General features: G+C 67.9%; 13 protein-coding genes, 3 pseudogenes and 1 other annotated feature. Of the genes and pseudogenes, 2 read left to right on the top strand and 14 right to left on the bottom strand.

Annotated elements, in window-relative coordinates; genetic code table 11:
• Positions 1 to 17 precede the first annotated feature (17 nt).
• Positions 18 to 1,111, bottom strand: a pseudogene (locus tag JN22_RS33180) (IS256 family transposase).
• Positions 1,112 to 1,139: 28 nt separating this feature from the next.
• Positions 1,140 to 1,767: pseudogene (locus tag JN22_RS33175) on the bottom strand (IS110 family transposase); the annotation flags it as partial.
• Between the two features lie 193 nt (positions 1,768 to 1,960).
• Here JN22_RS33175 and JN22_RS33170 point away from each other — a divergent pair.
• Positions 1,961 to 2,561: pseudogene (locus JN22_RS33170) on the top strand (IS3 family transposase); the annotation flags it as partial.
• Positions 2,244 to 2,360 (top strand) — a sequence feature (AL1L pseudoknot). It overlaps the preceding pseudogene by 117 nt.
• 137 nt (positions 2,562 to 2,698) lie before the next feature.
• On the opposite strand, the gene JN22_RS33165 reads toward JN22_RS33170, so the two are convergent.
• The 8 genes from JN22_RS33165 to JN22_RS33130 form a co-directional block, all read right to left on the bottom strand.
• Positions 2,699 to 2,857 (bottom strand): FCD domain-containing protein, encoded by a 159-nt coding sequence (locus tag JN22_RS33165; RefSeq protein WP_085558161.1) that lies wholly within the window; start codon positions 2,855 to 2,857, stop codon positions 2,699 to 2,701.
• A 144-nt stretch (positions 2,858 to 3,001) separates the two neighbouring features.
• The gene (locus tag JN22_RS33160; protein ID WP_085558160.1) at positions 3,002 to 5,488 is read right to left on the bottom strand and encodes a TonB-dependent receptor; all 2,487 of its coding nucleotides are present in this window, start codon (positions 5,486 to 5,488) and stop codon (positions 3,002 to 3,004) included.
• A 130-nt stretch (positions 5,489 to 5,618) separates the two neighbouring features.
• Positions 5,619 to 6,644 carry a siderophore ABC transporter substrate-binding protein gene (locus tag JN22_RS33155; protein WP_211099742.1) on the bottom strand — a complete coding sequence of 342 codons (1,026 nt, stop codon included), beginning with the start codon at positions 6,642 to 6,644 and terminating at the stop codon, positions 5,619 to 5,621.
• The gene (locus JN22_RS33150) at positions 6,641 to 7,417 is read right to left on the bottom strand and encodes an iron ABC transporter ATP-binding protein (RefSeq protein ID WP_085558159.1); all 777 of its coding nucleotides are present in this window, start codon (positions 7,415 to 7,417) and stop codon (positions 6,641 to 6,643) included. Before JN22_RS33150 ends, JN22_RS33155 begins: the two co-directional genes overlap by 4 nt.
• Positions 7,414 to 8,376, bottom strand: a complete 963-nt coding sequence (locus JN22_RS33145) for an iron chelate uptake ABC transporter family permease subunit (RefSeq protein ID WP_085558158.1) — start codon at positions 8,374 to 8,376, stop codon at positions 7,414 to 7,416. The genes JN22_RS33150 and JN22_RS33145 overlap by 4 nt, the downstream gene beginning before the upstream one ends.
• Complete coding sequence (locus JN22_RS33140) at positions 8,376 to 9,308, bottom strand: ABC transporter permease (protein ID WP_085558157.1); 933 nt, start codon at positions 9,306 to 9,308, stop codon at positions 8,376 to 8,378. The genes JN22_RS33145 and JN22_RS33140 overlap by 1 nt, the downstream gene beginning before the upstream one ends.
• The gene (locus JN22_RS33135) at positions 9,308 to 11,077 is read right to left on the bottom strand and encodes an ABC transporter ATP-binding protein (RefSeq protein ID WP_085558156.1); all 1,770 of its coding nucleotides are present in this window, start codon (positions 11,075 to 11,077) and stop codon (positions 9,308 to 9,310) included. The genes JN22_RS33140 and JN22_RS33135 overlap by 1 nt, the downstream gene beginning before the upstream one ends.
• A complete protein-coding gene (locus JN22_RS33130; protein ID WP_085558155.1) occupies positions 11,071 to 12,879 on the bottom strand; it encodes an ABC transporter ATP-binding protein in 1,809 nt (602 codons plus the stop codon). Before JN22_RS33130 ends, JN22_RS33135 begins: the two co-directional genes overlap by 7 nt.
• Before the next feature lie 286 nt (positions 12,880 to 13,165).
• On the opposite strand from JN22_RS33130, the gene JN22_RS33125 reads away from it, so the two are divergent.
• Positions 13,166 to 13,795, top strand: coding sequence for a TetR/AcrR family transcriptional regulator (locus tag JN22_RS33125; protein ID WP_085558154.1), 630 nt, complete (start codon positions 13,166 to 13,168; stop codon positions 13,793 to 13,795).
• A 334-nt stretch (positions 13,796 to 14,129) separates the two neighbouring features.
• On the opposite strand, the gene JN22_RS33120 is transcribed toward JN22_RS33125, so the two are convergent.
• The 4 genes from JN22_RS33120 to JN22_RS33105 all read right to left on the bottom strand — a co-directional run bounded on the left by JN22_RS33120 (position 14,130) and on the right by JN22_RS33105 (position 16,295).
• A complete protein-coding gene (locus JN22_RS33120) occupies positions 14,130 to 15,149 on the bottom strand; it encodes an IS110 family RNA-guided transposase (RefSeq protein WP_143269016.1) in 1,020 nt (339 codons plus the stop codon).
• A gap of 92 nt (positions 15,150 to 15,241) precedes the next feature.
• The gene (locus JN22_RS33115; RefSeq protein ID WP_085558153.1) at positions 15,242 to 15,559 is read right to left on the bottom strand and encodes an HlyD family secretion protein; all 318 of its coding nucleotides are present in this window, start codon (positions 15,557 to 15,559) and stop codon (positions 15,242 to 15,244) included.
• Positions 15,560 to 15,581: 22 nt separating this feature from the next.
• Complete coding sequence (locus JN22_RS33110) at positions 15,582 to 15,848, bottom strand: hypothetical protein (protein ID WP_143269015.1); 267 nt, start codon at positions 15,846 to 15,848, stop codon at positions 15,582 to 15,584.
• 12 nt (positions 15,849 to 15,860) lie between these two features.
• Positions 15,861 to 16,295 carry an MFS transporter gene (locus JN22_RS33105; protein ID WP_085558152.1) on the bottom strand — a complete coding sequence of 145 codons (435 nt, stop codon included), beginning with the start codon at positions 16,293 to 16,295 and terminating at the stop codon, positions 15,861 to 15,863.
• Positions 16,296 to 16,320: the final 25 nt, after the last annotated feature.

Below are 16,320 nucleotides of genomic sequence, written 5' to 3'. Positions count from 1 at the left end.
ATTGGGTGACGAGCCGATCAGGCGGCATTCTGTGACGCGGTGTCGGTGATCTCGATGCCGTCGCGGAATGTGGTGCCGCTGATGACCTTGGGCAATTGGTTTTCACCCTGGAGGCGGCGCCAAGTCTTCGCTGCGGCGGTGATCAATTTGAAGACCATCAGCTTGGCGGTGTCCGGCGACAGCGCCCCCTTGGTGCGGACGGTCCGGTGCCGCACGGTGGCGAAGACGCTCTCGATGGGATTGGTGGTGCGGACGTGATCCCAGTGCTCGGCCGGAAAGTCGTGGAAGGCGAGCAGCGCATCACGGTCCTTGGTCAGGCACCCCACCGCCTTGGCGTATTAGGGGACGTACTTCTTCACGAAAACCTCGATGGCGACCTGGGCCGCCGCGCGGTCCGGCGCCATCCAGATCTCGCGCAAGTCCTGCTTCATCGCCGGTTGCATCGTCTTGGCCACCTTGTTCAGCACGTTGGCGGTCTTGTGCACCCAGCAACGCTGATGGCGGGTGGTGGGGAAGACCTCCTCCAGCGCTTTCCAAAAGCCCAGTGCTCCATCGGCGATGGCGAGTTCCGAGGCGATGGTCAGGCCACGTGCCTGGACGTCGACCAGCAGCTCGCGCCAGCTCTGCGCGCTTTCGCGCACGCCGACCTGGAAGCCGACCAGTTTCTTGCGGCCCTCCGGGGTGGCGCGTCCTTGCCGAGCAAGGCGCTCAGCGCCTCCTGGAAGTCTCCGGTGGAGACGCCACGCAGATAGAGGATCGGCAGCAGGGCGTCCAAGCTCTTGGTTCGCCGCGCCCAGCGCGGCAGGATGGCCGAGGTGAAGCGGACCCGCTCGCCGTCCTCCTCGCCGCTCCGGTCGCGCACCTTGGCGCGCCGCACCGCGACCGGCCCGATGCCGGTCTGGATCGTTCGTTCGGGACCATGGCCGTGCCGCACGACCCGCTCGCGGCCGTCCGGCAGCGTGAGGTCCTTCATGGAGGCCAGGAAACTGGCCACCTCCGCCTCGACCGCCTGTTCCAGAAGCCGGCGGGCACCGCTGCGCAGGATGGCGGCCAGCGGGTCTTCGATCTCGTCGGGCTGACGCAGACGGACTATCTTGCTATCCTCGCTCATGGCGTATCGCTCCCTCGTGGAGGTTCGGGCTGGCTTCGTCACCTGCCTCGATACGCCGCCCTCTTCAAACCGTCATCACCCAGTTTCCCGCATAGCTCCGCGACGCCGACCAGGGCGGCGATGCGGCGGCGGTCGAGCCGCCCGAGTTCAGGCAGGTCGGCAATCAAGGTCCGCGCGGTGATGGCGCCGATGCCCGGCACGGAGGTCAGGAGATCGTCGGCGGCCTGCCAGACCGGCGAACCGCGCACGGTGTCATCGATGTCCTTGTCCAACGCGGCCAGCTGGGCCTCCAGGATTTTCCTAGTGGTCTCGATGGTTCGGCGAACCCGTGGGTCGCGGGCCTGACGCAGGCGGTTGGCCTCCATACCGATCATCTCGACCACTTGGCGGCGTCGGGCGACCAATTCCGCCAAAGCCAAGCTGTCCGCGTCGGCGATCGGGCGCGGCTCGGGACGGATGCGTTCGGCGAAGAGGGCAATGATTTGGGCGTCGAGGGCATCGGTTTTGGCGAGGCGCCCGGTGGCACGGGCGAAATCACGGATCTGACGCGGATTGACCACCGCCAAAGGCAGGCCTGCCGAGGGCAGGATGTGAACGTCGAGGCGGTCCTTCGAGACGTCGATGCCGACGAAACTCGGCGAAGAAGGCTGTTCCATGACCCGTCCTTGCGAATGCGGGCTCGCCTTGCGGCCCGAGCGACTGTTCGGGTTCCGGATGGAACCGGCGGACGGGGCACCGTGCTCAAGAACGGGCTCGATCACCCGAGAGATGGTCGGGCTCCCGTCCGCCGACAGCCTCGCCGGCTTCGTGTCGGCGGGCAAGGAAGAGATACAAGAGACTGGGGTCATCATGACGAAAGCGGCATCACGCACATACGCTCCTGAAGTCCGCGAACGTGCGGCGCGGATGGTATTCGAGCACGCGGGGGATCACGCCTCGCAGTGGGCGACGATCGGCTCGATTGCGGCGAAGATCGGCTGCACGGCGGAGACGCTGCGTGGCTGGGTCCGGCAGGCCGAACGCGATCAGGGCAAGGGCCTGGACCGACAACGGACGAGCGGGGGCGGATCAAGGCGCTGGAGCGCGAGAACCGCGAACTGCGCCAAGCCAACGAGATCCTTCGCAAGGCAGTGGCGTATTTCGCCCAGGCGGAGCTCGACGGCCCGTTCTGGAAATGATCGCCTTCATCGACGCGCACCGCGCCGTCCACGGGGTCGAGCCGATCTGCCGGGTTCTGCCGATCGCCCCGTCGACCTACCGTGCCCATGCTGCTCGGCGGGCCGATCCGTCCAAGGCGCCGGCCCGCTCGCGAAGCGACGCGGAGCTGAGTTTGGCTATCCGACGGGTCTGGGACGCGAACTTCCAGGTCTACGGGGTGCGGAAAGTCTGGCGGCAGTTGCGGCGGGAAGGCATCGATGTGGCACGCTGCACGGTGGCCCGGCAGCGTCGGCGACAGCTACGACAACGCCTTGGCCGAGACGATCAGCCGATCATCTCCCTAGCGGTGTCGGCGTGGGAGCCATCGCTGAACGACCGTCATTCAACCGCGCTGCGCAGCAGCACCATGAAATCGCCGAAGCCCTGACCCTAGACCTGCACATGGTCGCGGGTCGCCTGGGCCGCCCGCTCCGGATCGTGGGCGAACAACGCCTCCATCATCGCCTCGTGCTCGGCCAGTGAAATCGCCAGCCGGTTGGGGAGCCGCAATTGCAGGCGGCGGTATGCCCGTCGTCCTGCACCACCGATGAAGGGGGCCGGTCACCCGGTTCTGTAGGCAAGGTGCTGCCGGCCCGCCGACCATGGCCCGCACCACCTTGGCGCGGGCCTGCGCCCTTCAGACCCAACCAGCGCATCAGACAGGCCATCAGGCTGTGGACGTCGTCGCTTGGATCAGAAATCCGCCGTGGCCGAGAGCATGACGGTGCGGGGCGCGCCGAGCGCCAGGCTGGACAGCAGCGGCATTCCCCAATACGCCCTGTTCGTCACGTTGTTGACGGTGCCCCGCAGGGTCAGCGGCCGGCCGGCGGCCTCGACGGCGTAGCGCGCGCCGACGTCGAAGACGGTGTGCCCCGCCACCGACAGCGCATTGTCGGCGCTGATGTACTGCTTGGACAGGGCGGTCATGTTGCCGGTCAGCGTCAGGCCCGGCAGCATGGGCACGTCCCATTCCACGCCGAGCTTGCCCTGGAGCTTGGGCACGCCGGTGGCCGTCTTGCCCTGGTTGGCGGCGACCGCGGTCTTCGTCACCTTGGGATCGACGTAGGCGACGCCGCCCATCAGGCGCACACCCTCCAGCGGAGAGCCGAAGAAGCCCCACTCCACGCCCCGGTTGCGCTGCTCGCCGCCGAACGAGAAGATGTTGGTGACGGGATCGGTGTAGCTGCCCGGCCGCTCGATCTCGAACAGGCTGAGCGTGTGGGTGAAGTCGCCGAAATCGACCTTGACGCCGACCTCCTTCTGCTTGGTCTTGTAGGGCGCGAACAGTTCGCCCGCGTTGGCGGCGGTCATCGGCGCCGTCTGGCCCTTGCTCAGCCCCTCGATGTAGTTGGCGTAGACGGAGACATGGTCCGTGGCCTTGAGCAGCAGCGCGGCGGCGGGCGACGTGGCGTTCGCGTCGTAGCGGCTGGCGAGCGCCCCGGTCGTGACGTTGAAGTTGTCGGTGCGCACGCTCTGGCGGCGCACGCCCAGCGTCACCTGCACCCGGTCGTCGGCGAAGGACAGCGTGTCGGCCAGGCCGTAGCTGACCAGGCGGGTTTCCGTGTGAAGGGTCGGCGGCAGGACCATGGCGGCGGCCGGGCCCCAGACCGGGTTGTAAATGTTGGTGGTCCAGTCCGCGCCCGCCACCGACCGGCGGCCGTATTCCCTCTGGTTGTCCGAGTAGCGGGTGGCGTTCAGCGCCCATTGATGCGTGACGGCGCCGGTCTGGAACCTGCCCCGCAGCCCGACCTCGCCCGAGATCTTCTGCACGGTGAAGCCCAGCTGGCCGATCGTGGTGCGGAAATCGCCCGCCGCGTTGAGCACCTGGGCCGATATGGCGCCGTTGTAGGCGTATTGGCTCCGGCTGATCCCGGCGGCCGCGTAGGCCGTCAGGTCGTCGGTCACGTCGAACTCGCCGCGGGCGATCGCCGCCTCGTCCTTGTTGTGGACGTAGGACCAGCTCGGGTTCAGCAGGGTTTCGGGTTCGGGCGGGCTGGGCACGGCCACGCCGGGGGCCAGGCCGATGCCGCGGGTCACGCCGTCCACCCGGTCCTCGCTGTGGTACAGATCGGCCGAAAGGCGGACGCGCTCGCCCCGCCAGTCCAACCCCAGGGAGCCGAGCTTGGTCTTCTTGTCCTGATGGTCGACGGCGCCCCCGCCATCGCGGTAGACGCCGTTGAAGCGGACGCCGAACTCCTTGTCCGCGCCGAAGCGACGCCCCAAATCCACATGCCCGCCGAACTGGGAGTCCGACATGTAGGTGGTCGTCAGACGGGTCAGCGGTTCGTTGCCCGCGCGCTTGGGCACCAGATTGACCGCGCCGCCGACCGAGCCGCCCGGCGGCATGCCGTTGAGCAGGGCGGACGGCCCCTTGAGGACCTCGATGCGCTCGAACATCTCCGGCGAGGTCCGGTAGTAGGGCGCCATGCCGACCAGCCCACCGATGGTGACGTCGGTGGTGCCGGAGCTGAAGCCGCGGATCGAATAGTTCTCGCTCCAGGCGCCGCTGACGCCGTTGCTGAACACCGCGGGATCGGTCTTGGCGATCACCTCGGTGATGTCCTTGGCCTGCTGGTCCTCGATGAATTTGTCGGTGTAGCTGACGGTGGAAAACGGCGTTTCCATGAAGTCCTTGTCGCCCAGCAGCCCGACGCGGCCGCCGGACGCCACCTGCCCACCGGCGTAGGGGGCCGTGACCGTCGCCGCCTGGCCCGTGACCGTCAGCGCCGGCAGAACCGCCGCGCCGTCCGCTGTGGCGGGCCCTTGCGCCGGCCCGGCCTTGCGGCTCACCACGTAGCGGCCGTTGGCGTCCCGCACGGCCTGCAGGCCGTGCCCGCGCAGCAGCTGGGCGAATCCTCCGCTCACGCTGTGGCGGCCGGACAGCCCCTGGCTGCTCCGGCCCTGGAGCAGGGCCGGGTCGGCGGTCAGCTCGACGCCGGCCACGTTGGCGAAGGCGCCGAGCGTCCGGTCCAGCGGGCCGGCCGGCACGGTGAAGGTCCGGGTCGTGCCCGCCGTCTCACCGGCGACCTGCGCCGACGCCGGCGCCGCGCCCACGACGGCTGCGCCCACGGTCAGCCCCAGCAGGACGGCGGTGAGGCCGATGACGGGACGGTTGGGTGTGGGGTGCGCCGTCCGCCGTGCGGGACGCGCAACGCGATGGTTCTTGCGACGCTTCGCCATGTCATTCTGCTTTTGGTTGAGATTTCAGGGTAGGAAGGGGCGTCATCGCTTCCTTTCTTCAAAAGAAGCGATCTCTCGACGCCGATCGGTCGTTTCCGCTTTCCGTGCGGAACGCGCTTCGCTCAATAGGTCAGGGTCGATACCCCTTGATGACGTCGTCGATGACGAGCTTGATGGAGGTCGGGCTAGCGGCGGTGACGTACCAGGCCTCCGCGTCGGCGAAGACCACCCGGCCGCTCTTCCAGGCGTTGGTCTGCCGCAGCAGCGGATTGCCCAGGGTCTCGGCGTTCAGGACCGGCCGGCGCTCCATCACGGCGGTGCGGTCCACCACATAGAGGATGTCGGGGTTGGCCTGCTGGATGAACTCGCTGGAGACCGGCTGGCCGTGCAGCCCGGTCTCGGCCGTCGGCCCGGCCGGCTTCACGCCCAGGGCCTCGAAGACGAAGCCGTAGCGGGACCGCAAGCCGAAGGAACTGAAGGAGCCGTTGTTGTGCAGCACGACCAGCGCCGTCTCGGGGCGGTCCCGCGTGATGCGCCGGACCTCTTCGACCTTGGCGTCCAGCTCGGCGGCCTTCCGGCGGGCGAGATCGTCCTTGCCGAAGATCCGCCCCAGGGTCAGGAGATGCTCCTTGATGACCTCAATATGCTGGACTTGGCTGTCCCGGTAATCCACGTCGAAATGGATCGTCGGGGCGATCTCGCTCAGCTCCTTGTGCTGCTTGGCCTGGAGCGAGGTGATCAGGATCAGGTCCGGCCGGGCCGCGTGGACCCGCTCCAGGTTGGGCTGGACGATCGCGCCCAGATCCTGGACGTCGGGGGCGTCCCTGTGTTTGGTGAGGAAGTGCGGAACGAAATCCTTGGGCATGCCGGCCACCGGAACGCCGAGTTGGTCGAGGACATCGACCTCGTTCATGTCGAGGGCGGCCACGCGCTGCGGCAGCGTCCTGATCACGGTTTCTCCCAGCTTGTGCCGGACCGTGACGGGGTCGTAGGCCTGCTGGGCGGCCTGGGCGGTGGCGGGTGGCTGCGCCGCCGCCTGCGACGGTTCGGCCGCCGTCTGGTCGCACCCCGGCAGCGCGACGGCCGCGGCCATCAGCAGGGCCAGCGCCCAGCGCCTTTGTCCGTGCCAGCGCCTGCATCCGTGATCGAGGGTCATGTCGGCTCTTCCGATGGGTTGAAGTAGTTGCACAGGAGTCCGCGCTCGCTGCGCGTGATCTCGAAGTCCAGCCCGTACAGGTCCCGCAGCCGCGCCTCGGTCACGACCTCCGGCACCGGGCCGGCGCCATGGACGGCGCCGCCCTTCATCGCGACGATGTGGTCGGAGTAGCTGGCCGCGAAATTGATGTCGTGCACCACCAGGATCACGGTGCGGCCGTGCTCGTCGCACAGGCGGCGCAGCGCGCGCATGATCCGGACGGCGTGCCGGATGTCGAGGTTGTTCAGCGGCTCGTCGAGCAGCAGGCAGTCCGTCTGCTGGGCGATGGTCATGGCCAGGAAGGCCATCTGGCGCTGCCCGCCGCTGAGCTCGTCGAGATAGGAGCGGCGCAGCGGCTCCAGCGCCAGGAACGCGATGGCCTCGTCGATCGCCCGGCCATCCGCCGGCGTCAGCGCGCCGCGGCTGTGGGGAAAGCGTCCGAAGGCGACCAGCTCCTCGACCGTCAGGCGCAGGTTGAAGTCGGGAGCCTGCCGCAGGGTGGCGACGCGCCTGGCGTAGTCGCCGATGCGGATGTCCGAAACCGGGCGGCCGTCGAGCCGGATGTCGCCGCTGGTCGGCTCCAGCAGGCGCGCGGCCATCATCAGCAGCGTCGTCTTGCCGGCGCCGTTGGGGCCGATGAGCGAGGTCAGCCGCCCCGCCGGAAACCGCGCGCTGACGTCGGAAAGAACGGTCCGGTCGCGGTAGGATTTGGACAGGTTGTCGACCGTGATCATGCGGCCCTCCGGGCGCGCGCCATCAGCGCGAGGAACCAGACGCCGCACACCAGATTGACGAGGATGCCGACGGTGGTCCGGTAATTGAAGACGTGCTCGACCGCGAGCTGCGCCAGGATGAAGGTGCCGATGGCGATGGCGCAGCCCGTCGGCAGCGTCACCCGGTGGCGGAAGGTCCCGGCCAGCGCGTAGGCGGTGTTGGCCACGAAGATGCCTATGAAGGCCGTGGGACCGAGCAGGCTGGTCGACACCGCCACCAGCACGGCGATCAGCGCGAGCTGCAACCGCACGGCGCGCCGGTGGTCCACGCCCAGGGACATGGCCTGGTCGCGGCCCAGCGCCAGCACGTCGAGGATCGGCAGGGTCCTGCGGCCGGCCAGGCAGACCGCCGCGACGAGGACGCCCGCGACGAGCAGCTGCACGGGCTCGGCCCGGTTGAAGGAGGCCTGGCTGAATCCCAGCAGGACGGAGAACTCGCCGGGGCTGATCCTGAGCTGGACGAACTGGGTGACGGTGCCGATCACCATCGTCAGCACCAGCCCCACCAGCAGCAGGACATAGACGTCGTTCCGGCCATCCCGGAACAGCCAGCGATGGAGGACCCACGAGTAGCCGAGCATCAGCAGGACGGACAGGGCGAAGTTGCCGTTCGCGTCGAGCAGCACCAGGCTTTCCGTGCCCATGATCAGCATCAGCAGTGCTTGCAGCAGCAGATAGACCGCCTCGTAGCCCATGATCGCCGGCGTCAGGATGCGGTTGCCGGTGACGGTCTGGAACGCGATCGCGGACCAGGCGACGCAGACCCCGCCGATCAGCATGGCGGCCAGCCGGGCGAGCCGCTTGGGGATGACGTAGTCGAAATCGAAGCCGGAATTCACGAACAGGAAGACCATCGCCAGGGCGGCGACCGCCGCCCAGAGGACCGCCGCCCGGACGGGATGGCGGGACAGCGCGCGCATCACCGGTTCCTCCAGACGATGAGGACGAGGAACAGCGCGCCGCCGACGCCGCCCGCCGTCAGGCCGATGGGCACCTCGAACGGGTGGATGAGCAGGCGCCCGAGAACATCGCAGCTCAGCAGCAGCGAGGCGCCACCCAGCGCCACGACAGGCAGGCTGCGCGCCAGATGGTCGCCGTAGCGCAGCGCGACCAGATTGGGAACGACCAGCCCGACGAAGGGAATCGACCCGACGGTGATGACCGTGGCGGACACGGTGACCGCCACCAGCATCAGGCCCAGCGCCGCCGTGGCCGAATAGTTCAGCCCCAGGCTCGTCGCCATGCCCTCGCCCATGCCGAGCACGGTGAAGCGGTGCGCGTACAGGTAGGTCAGCGCGACGATGGGCAGGATCAGGTAGATGATCTCGTAATGGCCCTGGACGATCCGGGAGAAGTCGCCGAGCAGCCAGCCCTGCATGCTTTGCAGGATGTTGTTGCGGTAGGCGTGGAACTCGGCGACGGCGCTCAGCACGCCGCCGTACATCAGGCCGATCACCGGGACGAGGACCGTGTTCTTGAACCGGATGCGGCGGACGATCGCGACGAAGATCAGACTGGCGGCGAAGCAGAAGGCCAGCGCGAACAGCATCCGGCCCGCCGTGCCGGCACCGGGCACCAGCGTCAGCGCCACCAGGATGCCGAGCTTGGCGGCGTCCAGCCCGCCCGAGGTGGCCGGCTCGACGAACTTGTTGCGGACGACGTGCTGGAGGATCACGCCGCAGACCGACAACCCGACCCCTGTCAGCACCAGCGCCGCCAAGCGCGGCAACCGGCTGGCCGTCAGCGTCAGCCAAGCGTCGCCCGACAGCGGCCACCACGACATTGGCCGCGCGCCGACCAGCAGCGAGGCGCCGCAGAGCAGAATGAACAGACCAAAGAGGCTCGCGCGCATCAGGAATCGGCTCCCTGCGGCGAAGCGGGCGCGATGCGCCAGCCCTTGGCGGCCTCGCGCCGGCTCAGGAACCGCGCGTAGCGCCCTTGGTTCTCGCGCAGCTGCGCCGGCGGTCCCTGCTCGACGATCCGGCCGTCCTCCAGCACGACGATCTCATCGGCCATCGCCACCGTGGAGAGCTGGTGCGCGACCACCACCAGCGTGCGCCGGCCGCGCAGCCGCGCCAGCGTTTCGGCGATTGCGGCTTGGTTCTCCGCGTCCAGCGCGGCTGTGGCTTCGTCCACCAGCAGGATCGGCGCGTCCTTGATCAGCGCGCGCGCGATGCCGATGCGCTGGCGCTCGCCGCCGGACAGGCGCGCGCCGCCCTCGCCGACCGGGCTGTCGATGCCCTGGGGCAGCCGCGCGACGAGCCCGGCCAGCCCGGCCTGCCGCGCGGCCTCCATCACCTCGCCGCCGCCGGCGTCGGGTTTGCCGACGCGGATGTTGTCGGCGATGCTGCCCGCGAACAGGTGGTCGTCCTGGAAGATCTGGCTGATTTGGTTGGCCAGCTGCGCGCCCGACATCGCCCGCGCGTCGACGCCGCCGACCAGCACGCCGCCCTGCTCCACGTCGAAGAAGCGCGCGATCAGCCGCAGAATCGTGGTCTTGCCCGAGCCGGATTCGCCGATCAGCGCGGTCAGGCTGCCCGGCTCGACGCGCAGGCTCAGGCCGCGCAGCACCTCGGGCTCTCCCGCCGCGTAGCGGAAACGCACGTCGCGCAGCTCGACCGAGGCGTCGCGCGGCGCCCGCGGCGCGTCCGGTTCCGGCAGGGGCTCGACGGCGAACAGGGCGCCCATGGCGTCAAGCTGGCCGCGCGCGCCGCGCAACACCTCGCCGTAGCCGGCGACCTCCAGCAGCGAATCGACGAAGCGGACCGCCAGCAGCAGCGCGACGAGGACGGCGACGACCTCCCCGGCCGCCGGCCCGGCGCCCAACCGGCCGGTCATCGACACAGCCGCCGTGGTCAGCAGAGCGGCGAAGACGGCCTGGACCGCCCAAGCGTTGAGGACCGCCGACCCGGCCGACAGCCAGATCAGCCGCAGGCCGGACCGGCGCTGCTCCTCGACGGCCTGTTCGAGCCGGCGCGTGCCGCCGCCGTCGCCGTTGAAGGCGCGCAGCACCGACTGGGCCTGGGCGAATTCGACCACGCGCTGGCTGGCCTCGGCGAAGCGCCGGTGGAAGGCGTCGTCGGCCCGGCGCGACAGCCACGCCGAGAGCGCGAGGACGCCCGCCAGCAGCGGCAGCGCCGCCAGCGCGATCAGGCCCAGCGGCCAATGCAGCGCGAACAGCGCGACGACGAGGACCGCCGGTGTCACCACGCCGGCGATGACCGGGGTGAACACATGGGCGGGAAGCTGGGCCACGCTCATCATGCCCTGGGTGACGGCGTGGCCGAGCCGCGCCGTGTTCGGCGGCGTGAACCAGCCCACGGGCAAGCGCGCGACATGGTCGCCAAGGCGATGCCGCCCGCCCTGCAGGATGGCGACGCCGACGCGCACGCCGGCCTGCTCCACGCGGCGGCGCAAGCCCCAGCAGACGGCCACCCCGGCCAGCGGCACGGGCAGCCAGGAGGCGGCCCCCGTCGCGTCCCCCGCCAGCAGGCGGGCCAAAACCGGCACCAGCGCGGCGAGGGTCAGCCCACAGAGCACGCCATAGGCCACGGCCATCCAGGCATAGCGGCGGAAGCGGGGCGCGTCCTCGGCCAACAGCCGGACGAAGGTCCTCAGCATGACGGCTCCTCCGAAGCGGTGGCGGCCTCGTAGCCGCCCAGCGTCCACAGCCGGGCGTAGCGGCCGCCCAGCGCCAGAAGCTGTGCGTGCGTGCCCTGCTCGACGATCGCCCCGCCTTCCAGCACGAGGATGCGGTCGGCCCGCATCACCGTGTCGAGCCGGTGGGCGACCACCAGCAGCGTGCGGCCCTGCGCGAAGCGCGACAGCGCGTCCTGGATCGCCGCCTCGTTGTCGGCGTCCGCCGCCGCCGTGGCCTCGTCGAGCACGAGCACGGGCGGATCGAGCAGCACGGCGCGGGCGATGCTCACGCGCTGGCGCTCGCCGCCGGACAATTGCGCGTCCTCGCCGACCACCGAGTCGTAACCGCGCGGCAGGGCCAGGATGCGCTCGTGGATGTTGGCGGCGCGCGCCGCGTCCTCGATCTCCGATTGGCTGGCCGATGGCCGGCCGAGCGCGATGTTGTCGCGCAGGCTGGCGTGGATCAGACGCACCTCCTGCAACACGAAGCCGATCCGCCGGTAGAGCTGCGACGTCTCGATGTCCCGCAGATCCACCCCGCCGAGCGTGATGCGCCCGGCGTCCGGGTCGAAGAAGCGCAGCAGCAGCCGCGCCAGCGTCGATTTTCCCGCACCCGACGGGCCGACGACGGCGGTGACCGTCCCGGGCTCCAGCGTGACGCTGACGTCCGACAGCACCCGATGCCCCGCGCCATAGCCATGGCTCACGCCCTCGAAGCGGACGTCATGGCCCGTGGGGACGCGCTGCCGGCCCGGCGCGGGCGGCTCCAGCACGGGTGTGTCCAGCAGCGCCAGCACGCGCTGCGCGGCGCCGATGGCGCTGCCCAGATCGTGCAGCAGCGTGTGCAGGAGCAGCAGCGGCGCGCAAAGGCCCGGCGCCACCAGCGCAAAGGGCAGCACCTCCACCGGAGCGACCCAACCCAAACCCACGAACAGCGTGCCGAAGGCCAGCACCACGCCCAGCACCGTGACCGGCGCGATCATCGCGTGGGCGTGGGCCATCACCGCCACCAGCGGACGGGCGAAGCCGGCGAAGGCCTCCGCGAAGGAATCGACCGCGTCCCGGTAGCCGCCATGCGCCCGCCCGGTGGCGCCGAACGCCTTGACCACGGGAATGCCGGTCACGAACTCGACCGTCGCGCCGTTGACGCGCCCGAGCCGGGCGGCGAACTCCGGCATGGTCGACGCGCCGGCCTTCATGGCGTGGCGCAGGAACAGAAGGAAGCCGGGGAAGGGCAGCAGCGAGACGACGGCCAGGCGCCAGTCCAGAGCGAACAGATAGACGACCGCGATCAGGATCGCGCCCACGGCACGCCCCACGGCCGCGTAGACATGCGCCGTCAGGCTGTGCAGCGTGGCGATGTCGTCCTGCAGCGCCTGCTTGACCTCGCCCGACGCCCGGCTGGTGAACCAGCCCAGCGGCACCCGGGCCAGCCGCCGCGCCGCGTCCAGGCGCAGGCGGTGGGTGATGCGGTTGTCGGCCAGATGGGCGGTCAGCTCGCCGGCCGTCACCAGCGCCATGCCGGCGAACAGGCACGTCAGGCCAATGATGACCGTCCGCCAGATGTCAGCCTGCGCATCCGTCGACGGAGCCTGCCCGAGGCCGGGGTCGGTGATGACGATCCTTGCGATGTGCGCGATGCCGGCCAACGGCACCAGCGTGAGCATGGTGCCCAGGGCGGCCAGGACGGCGGCGGCGATCAGTTGCCCGCGTATCGGGCTCAGAAGCCGGCTGATCGGACTGGGCTTCCCAGCGTCCGCTGCGGATGCGGCATGAGTGCTCATAAAGAAGAAACGCCATGAAAATCAGAGAGATGATCAGGCCCCCATCCCATGCCGCGGCCGGAAAGGCGGGGTTCCGGCGGGACACCCGGCGTGGCCGGCTGCCCGTCGTCCGGTGCCGTGCACGACCATGCGTCCTGCGGATCCCCACATGAGAGTGAGAGTGACTCTCGCACTCTAAACCGATTTTGTATTTAATTGCATCATATAAACTAAATGCCACGGGGCGCGGTTTGCGCAAAGCGGGTTACAGTGGGGGCGTAGCCGCCGCCACGACCAGGAAACGGACATGAAGCCGCCAGAGCGCCCCGCGACACGCGGACGCCCCCGCACCATCACACGGGAGCGGATCGTCGATGCCGGCATCGGGGTGGGCCTGCCGAACATCACCTTCGTCGGCGTCGCCGCCGCGCTGGGCGTCAGCCACATGGCGCTCTACAAGCACGTCCCGAGCCTTGACCACCTCAAGCGTCTGGTCGCCGAGGAACTCTTCGGCCGCTGGCGGATCCCGCGGGCTTGCGGCGACGAGCGCAGCGGATTGAAGGACTATCTGATCCTGTTCTCCACATCGATGCGGGAGTTCGTCAAGGCGCACCCGGGAGTCACGCCCTACGTGATCCGCCGGATGGCCGCGACACAACCGATGATCGACAAGATCGATGAGCACCAGAGCCACATCGCCCACGCCTACGGCATCCCGAAGGACCACGCCCGGTGGCTGCTCGCGACGGTGGCGTTCCATTGCCTTGCCGTGGCCGACACCGTGTATTCGGTGGCCGGCCGCGAACCCGTCGTGGAGGCCGACCGCGCGACGGAGGAGGCCGAGATGGAGGTGGAACTCGTCCAGGGCATGCACGCGCTCATCATCGGTGCGCTCGCCATGCTGGAGGACGGCCTCTTACCGTCCGGGGAGAGCTGACTGAGATGATGTGGTGGACGGCCCTTTCACCGGGAAACGGTGTCAAGCTGAGGTTGTTGAAGAAACCATGTGTGGACGGCCCCTCCGGTGCAAGAGTGAAATCCGCAGTGACAGCCGATAGGATGCATCCATGTGTCCGGCCTGTTGTCGCAGCGGGTGGCTGCTGGCCTTGATGAATTCCGCGGATCGACGCCCAAATCATCTCAACGCGCTCAATGGCGCTTGGTCCCCGTGGGTTTGATCGATCCCCGGCCCAGCCGGTTCGTCATCACGTCTCATCACCCTGGCACATCCATCCGCCGAGCAATCTCTCGCTTCGCCGGGTGAACAGCGACTACGCGGCGGACGGCGCCTCGTAGGTTTTTCCTCGTGTCATCACCGCCCAGACAATGCGAGCGGTTTTGTTGGCCAAGGCCACGGTGGCCAGCTTCGCCGGCTTGCGCTCCGACAGCTTCGTCGCCCAGCTTCGGCTGGCGTTGTCTTTGCGGGCCAGACGCATGACCGCTGTGGCGCCGACGACGAGCAGGCGCCGGAGGTAACCGTCGCCCTGCTTGCTGATGCCAACCTGCCGCTCCTTGCCGCCGCTGCTGTGCGCCTTCGGCGTCAGACCAAGCCACGCGGCGAACTGGCGGCCGGATCGGAACAGGGTTCCGTCCGGCACGGCAGCCGCAATCGCACTGGCGGTGATCGGGCCGATGCCGGGAATGGTCGCCAAGCGTCGGCTGACATCGCTGGCCCGATGCCAAGCCAGGATGCGCGCTTCCAACCGTTCGATCTCGGTGCCGAGATGGCGAAGTTGCTCGACGATCCCGTGCAGCGCCAGCTGCGCCAGTTCCGGCAACTGATCCTGTGCCTCATGCAGGGCTTCGATGATCGTTTTCACGCCGCCAAGCCCTTTCGCCGCGATGATACCGAATTCGGCAAGGTGCCCCCGCAACCCGTTGACCAGCATTGTCCGTTGTCGAACCAGCAAATCGCGGGTCTTGTGCAGCATCAAAGCCGCCTGCTGGTCGGTCGTCTTGATGGCGACGAACCGCATCGTCGGTCGCGTCACCGCTTCGCAGATTGCCTCGGCATCCGCCGCATCGGTCTTGCCGCGCTTCACATAAGGTTTGACGTAGGCGGGCGGCATCAACTTCACCGTATGCCCCAAGGCCGCAATCTCCCGGGCCCAATAGTGCGCCGTGCCGCAAGCCTCGATTCCGACCAAGCACGACGGAACGCCCTGGAAGAACTTCAGCACCTCGCCACGACGCAGTTGCCGGCGAACCAGAACCTTTCCCTCGGCGGTGATACCATGAACCTGGAAGACAGTCTTCGCCAGATCCAGACCGATCGTCACAAGCGTGGTCACCAGCCCCTCCTGTAAGGTGGTTTCTTCAACAACCTCAGCTTGACACCGTTTCCCGGTGAAAGGGCCGTCCACCACATCATCTCAGTGGTCTGTTACAAGGGCGGCAGCCAATACGTCTGCAATTTCCTGTACCAGCAGAACGGGGCCTCGCGGTCAGCGATGGCACGAGCAATGCTGACGACGTGACCGTCAAGGGTTTTCGACAGACCCATGGGCCGGATGGTCACTTTATCGCCCGCACGGATCTGCGGAATCTTGGTTTCCTCGAAATAGCCGCGGACATGGTAGCTGTCGGCGTTGACGATCGCCATGGCCGGTTGGCCAGCCGCCACATAGCTCTCGCGCCGCAGGGTCAAGGTCGAGACGTAGCCGCTTACCGGAGACGATAGAGACTGCTGATAATAAAAAATTTACAGATTGAATTCAATACCTTTACTCACACCGATAGAGTTTATACAGACGCACGCCGCACATCTTGCGCTCGTCCTTATGAATATTTCCTTCACCGAAGGCCTGAGCGTCGGTCGGCATATCTTTCACCCTGGCAATCACCATGGTGCCGTCCTTAAGGGATTGGCGTATGACAGCCTTCAGATAGTAACGTGTTACCGCACATGAGACATGACCACCATTTTTTGACGTACTTATTTGGGGATACCACAACACAAAAGTTGCGAATTCACCGAGATAGAGCTTCATGTACATGATAAATCATGAAATCGTTTTATCACGACCTGCTTTATATCCGAGCAGTGCTTGGAGAAGCCCCATAAACGCCAATACAGCCAGCGGGAGTGACCAGTTGCCGGCAAGATCATGAACCACCCCAAAGGCGAAGGGACCAAGCGCGGCGAGAAGATATCCGATTGACTGGGCCATCATCGACAACGATGCAGCTTGGTGATGATCCGCTGCACGCAGACCGATGAATGCGAGGGCCAATGGCAGACAGGCGCCGCCGCCAAGACCCAACACAATCATCCAGAGATAAGCCCCGGCCGGGAAGAAAAGGAGACCAACCACCGAGATGGTCATCGCCAGCGATGCCGCGCACGCTGGAAAACTCTGATCCTTCTTGCGTCCGAGCAGCAACGGCATCATCGCACTCATCGCAAGAGCGACGAGTTGGAACACCGTGATCAGCAAGCCGGCTTCTGCGGGATCGTGCCCC

The sequence above is a fragment of the Azospirillum agricola genome (genome assembly GCF_020005195.1).
Taxonomy (GTDB): Bacteria; Pseudomonadota; Alphaproteobacteria; order Azospirillales; family Azospirillaceae; genus Azospirillum; species Azospirillum agricola.
This window is presented reverse-complemented; position numbering and strand designations above follow the sequence as displayed.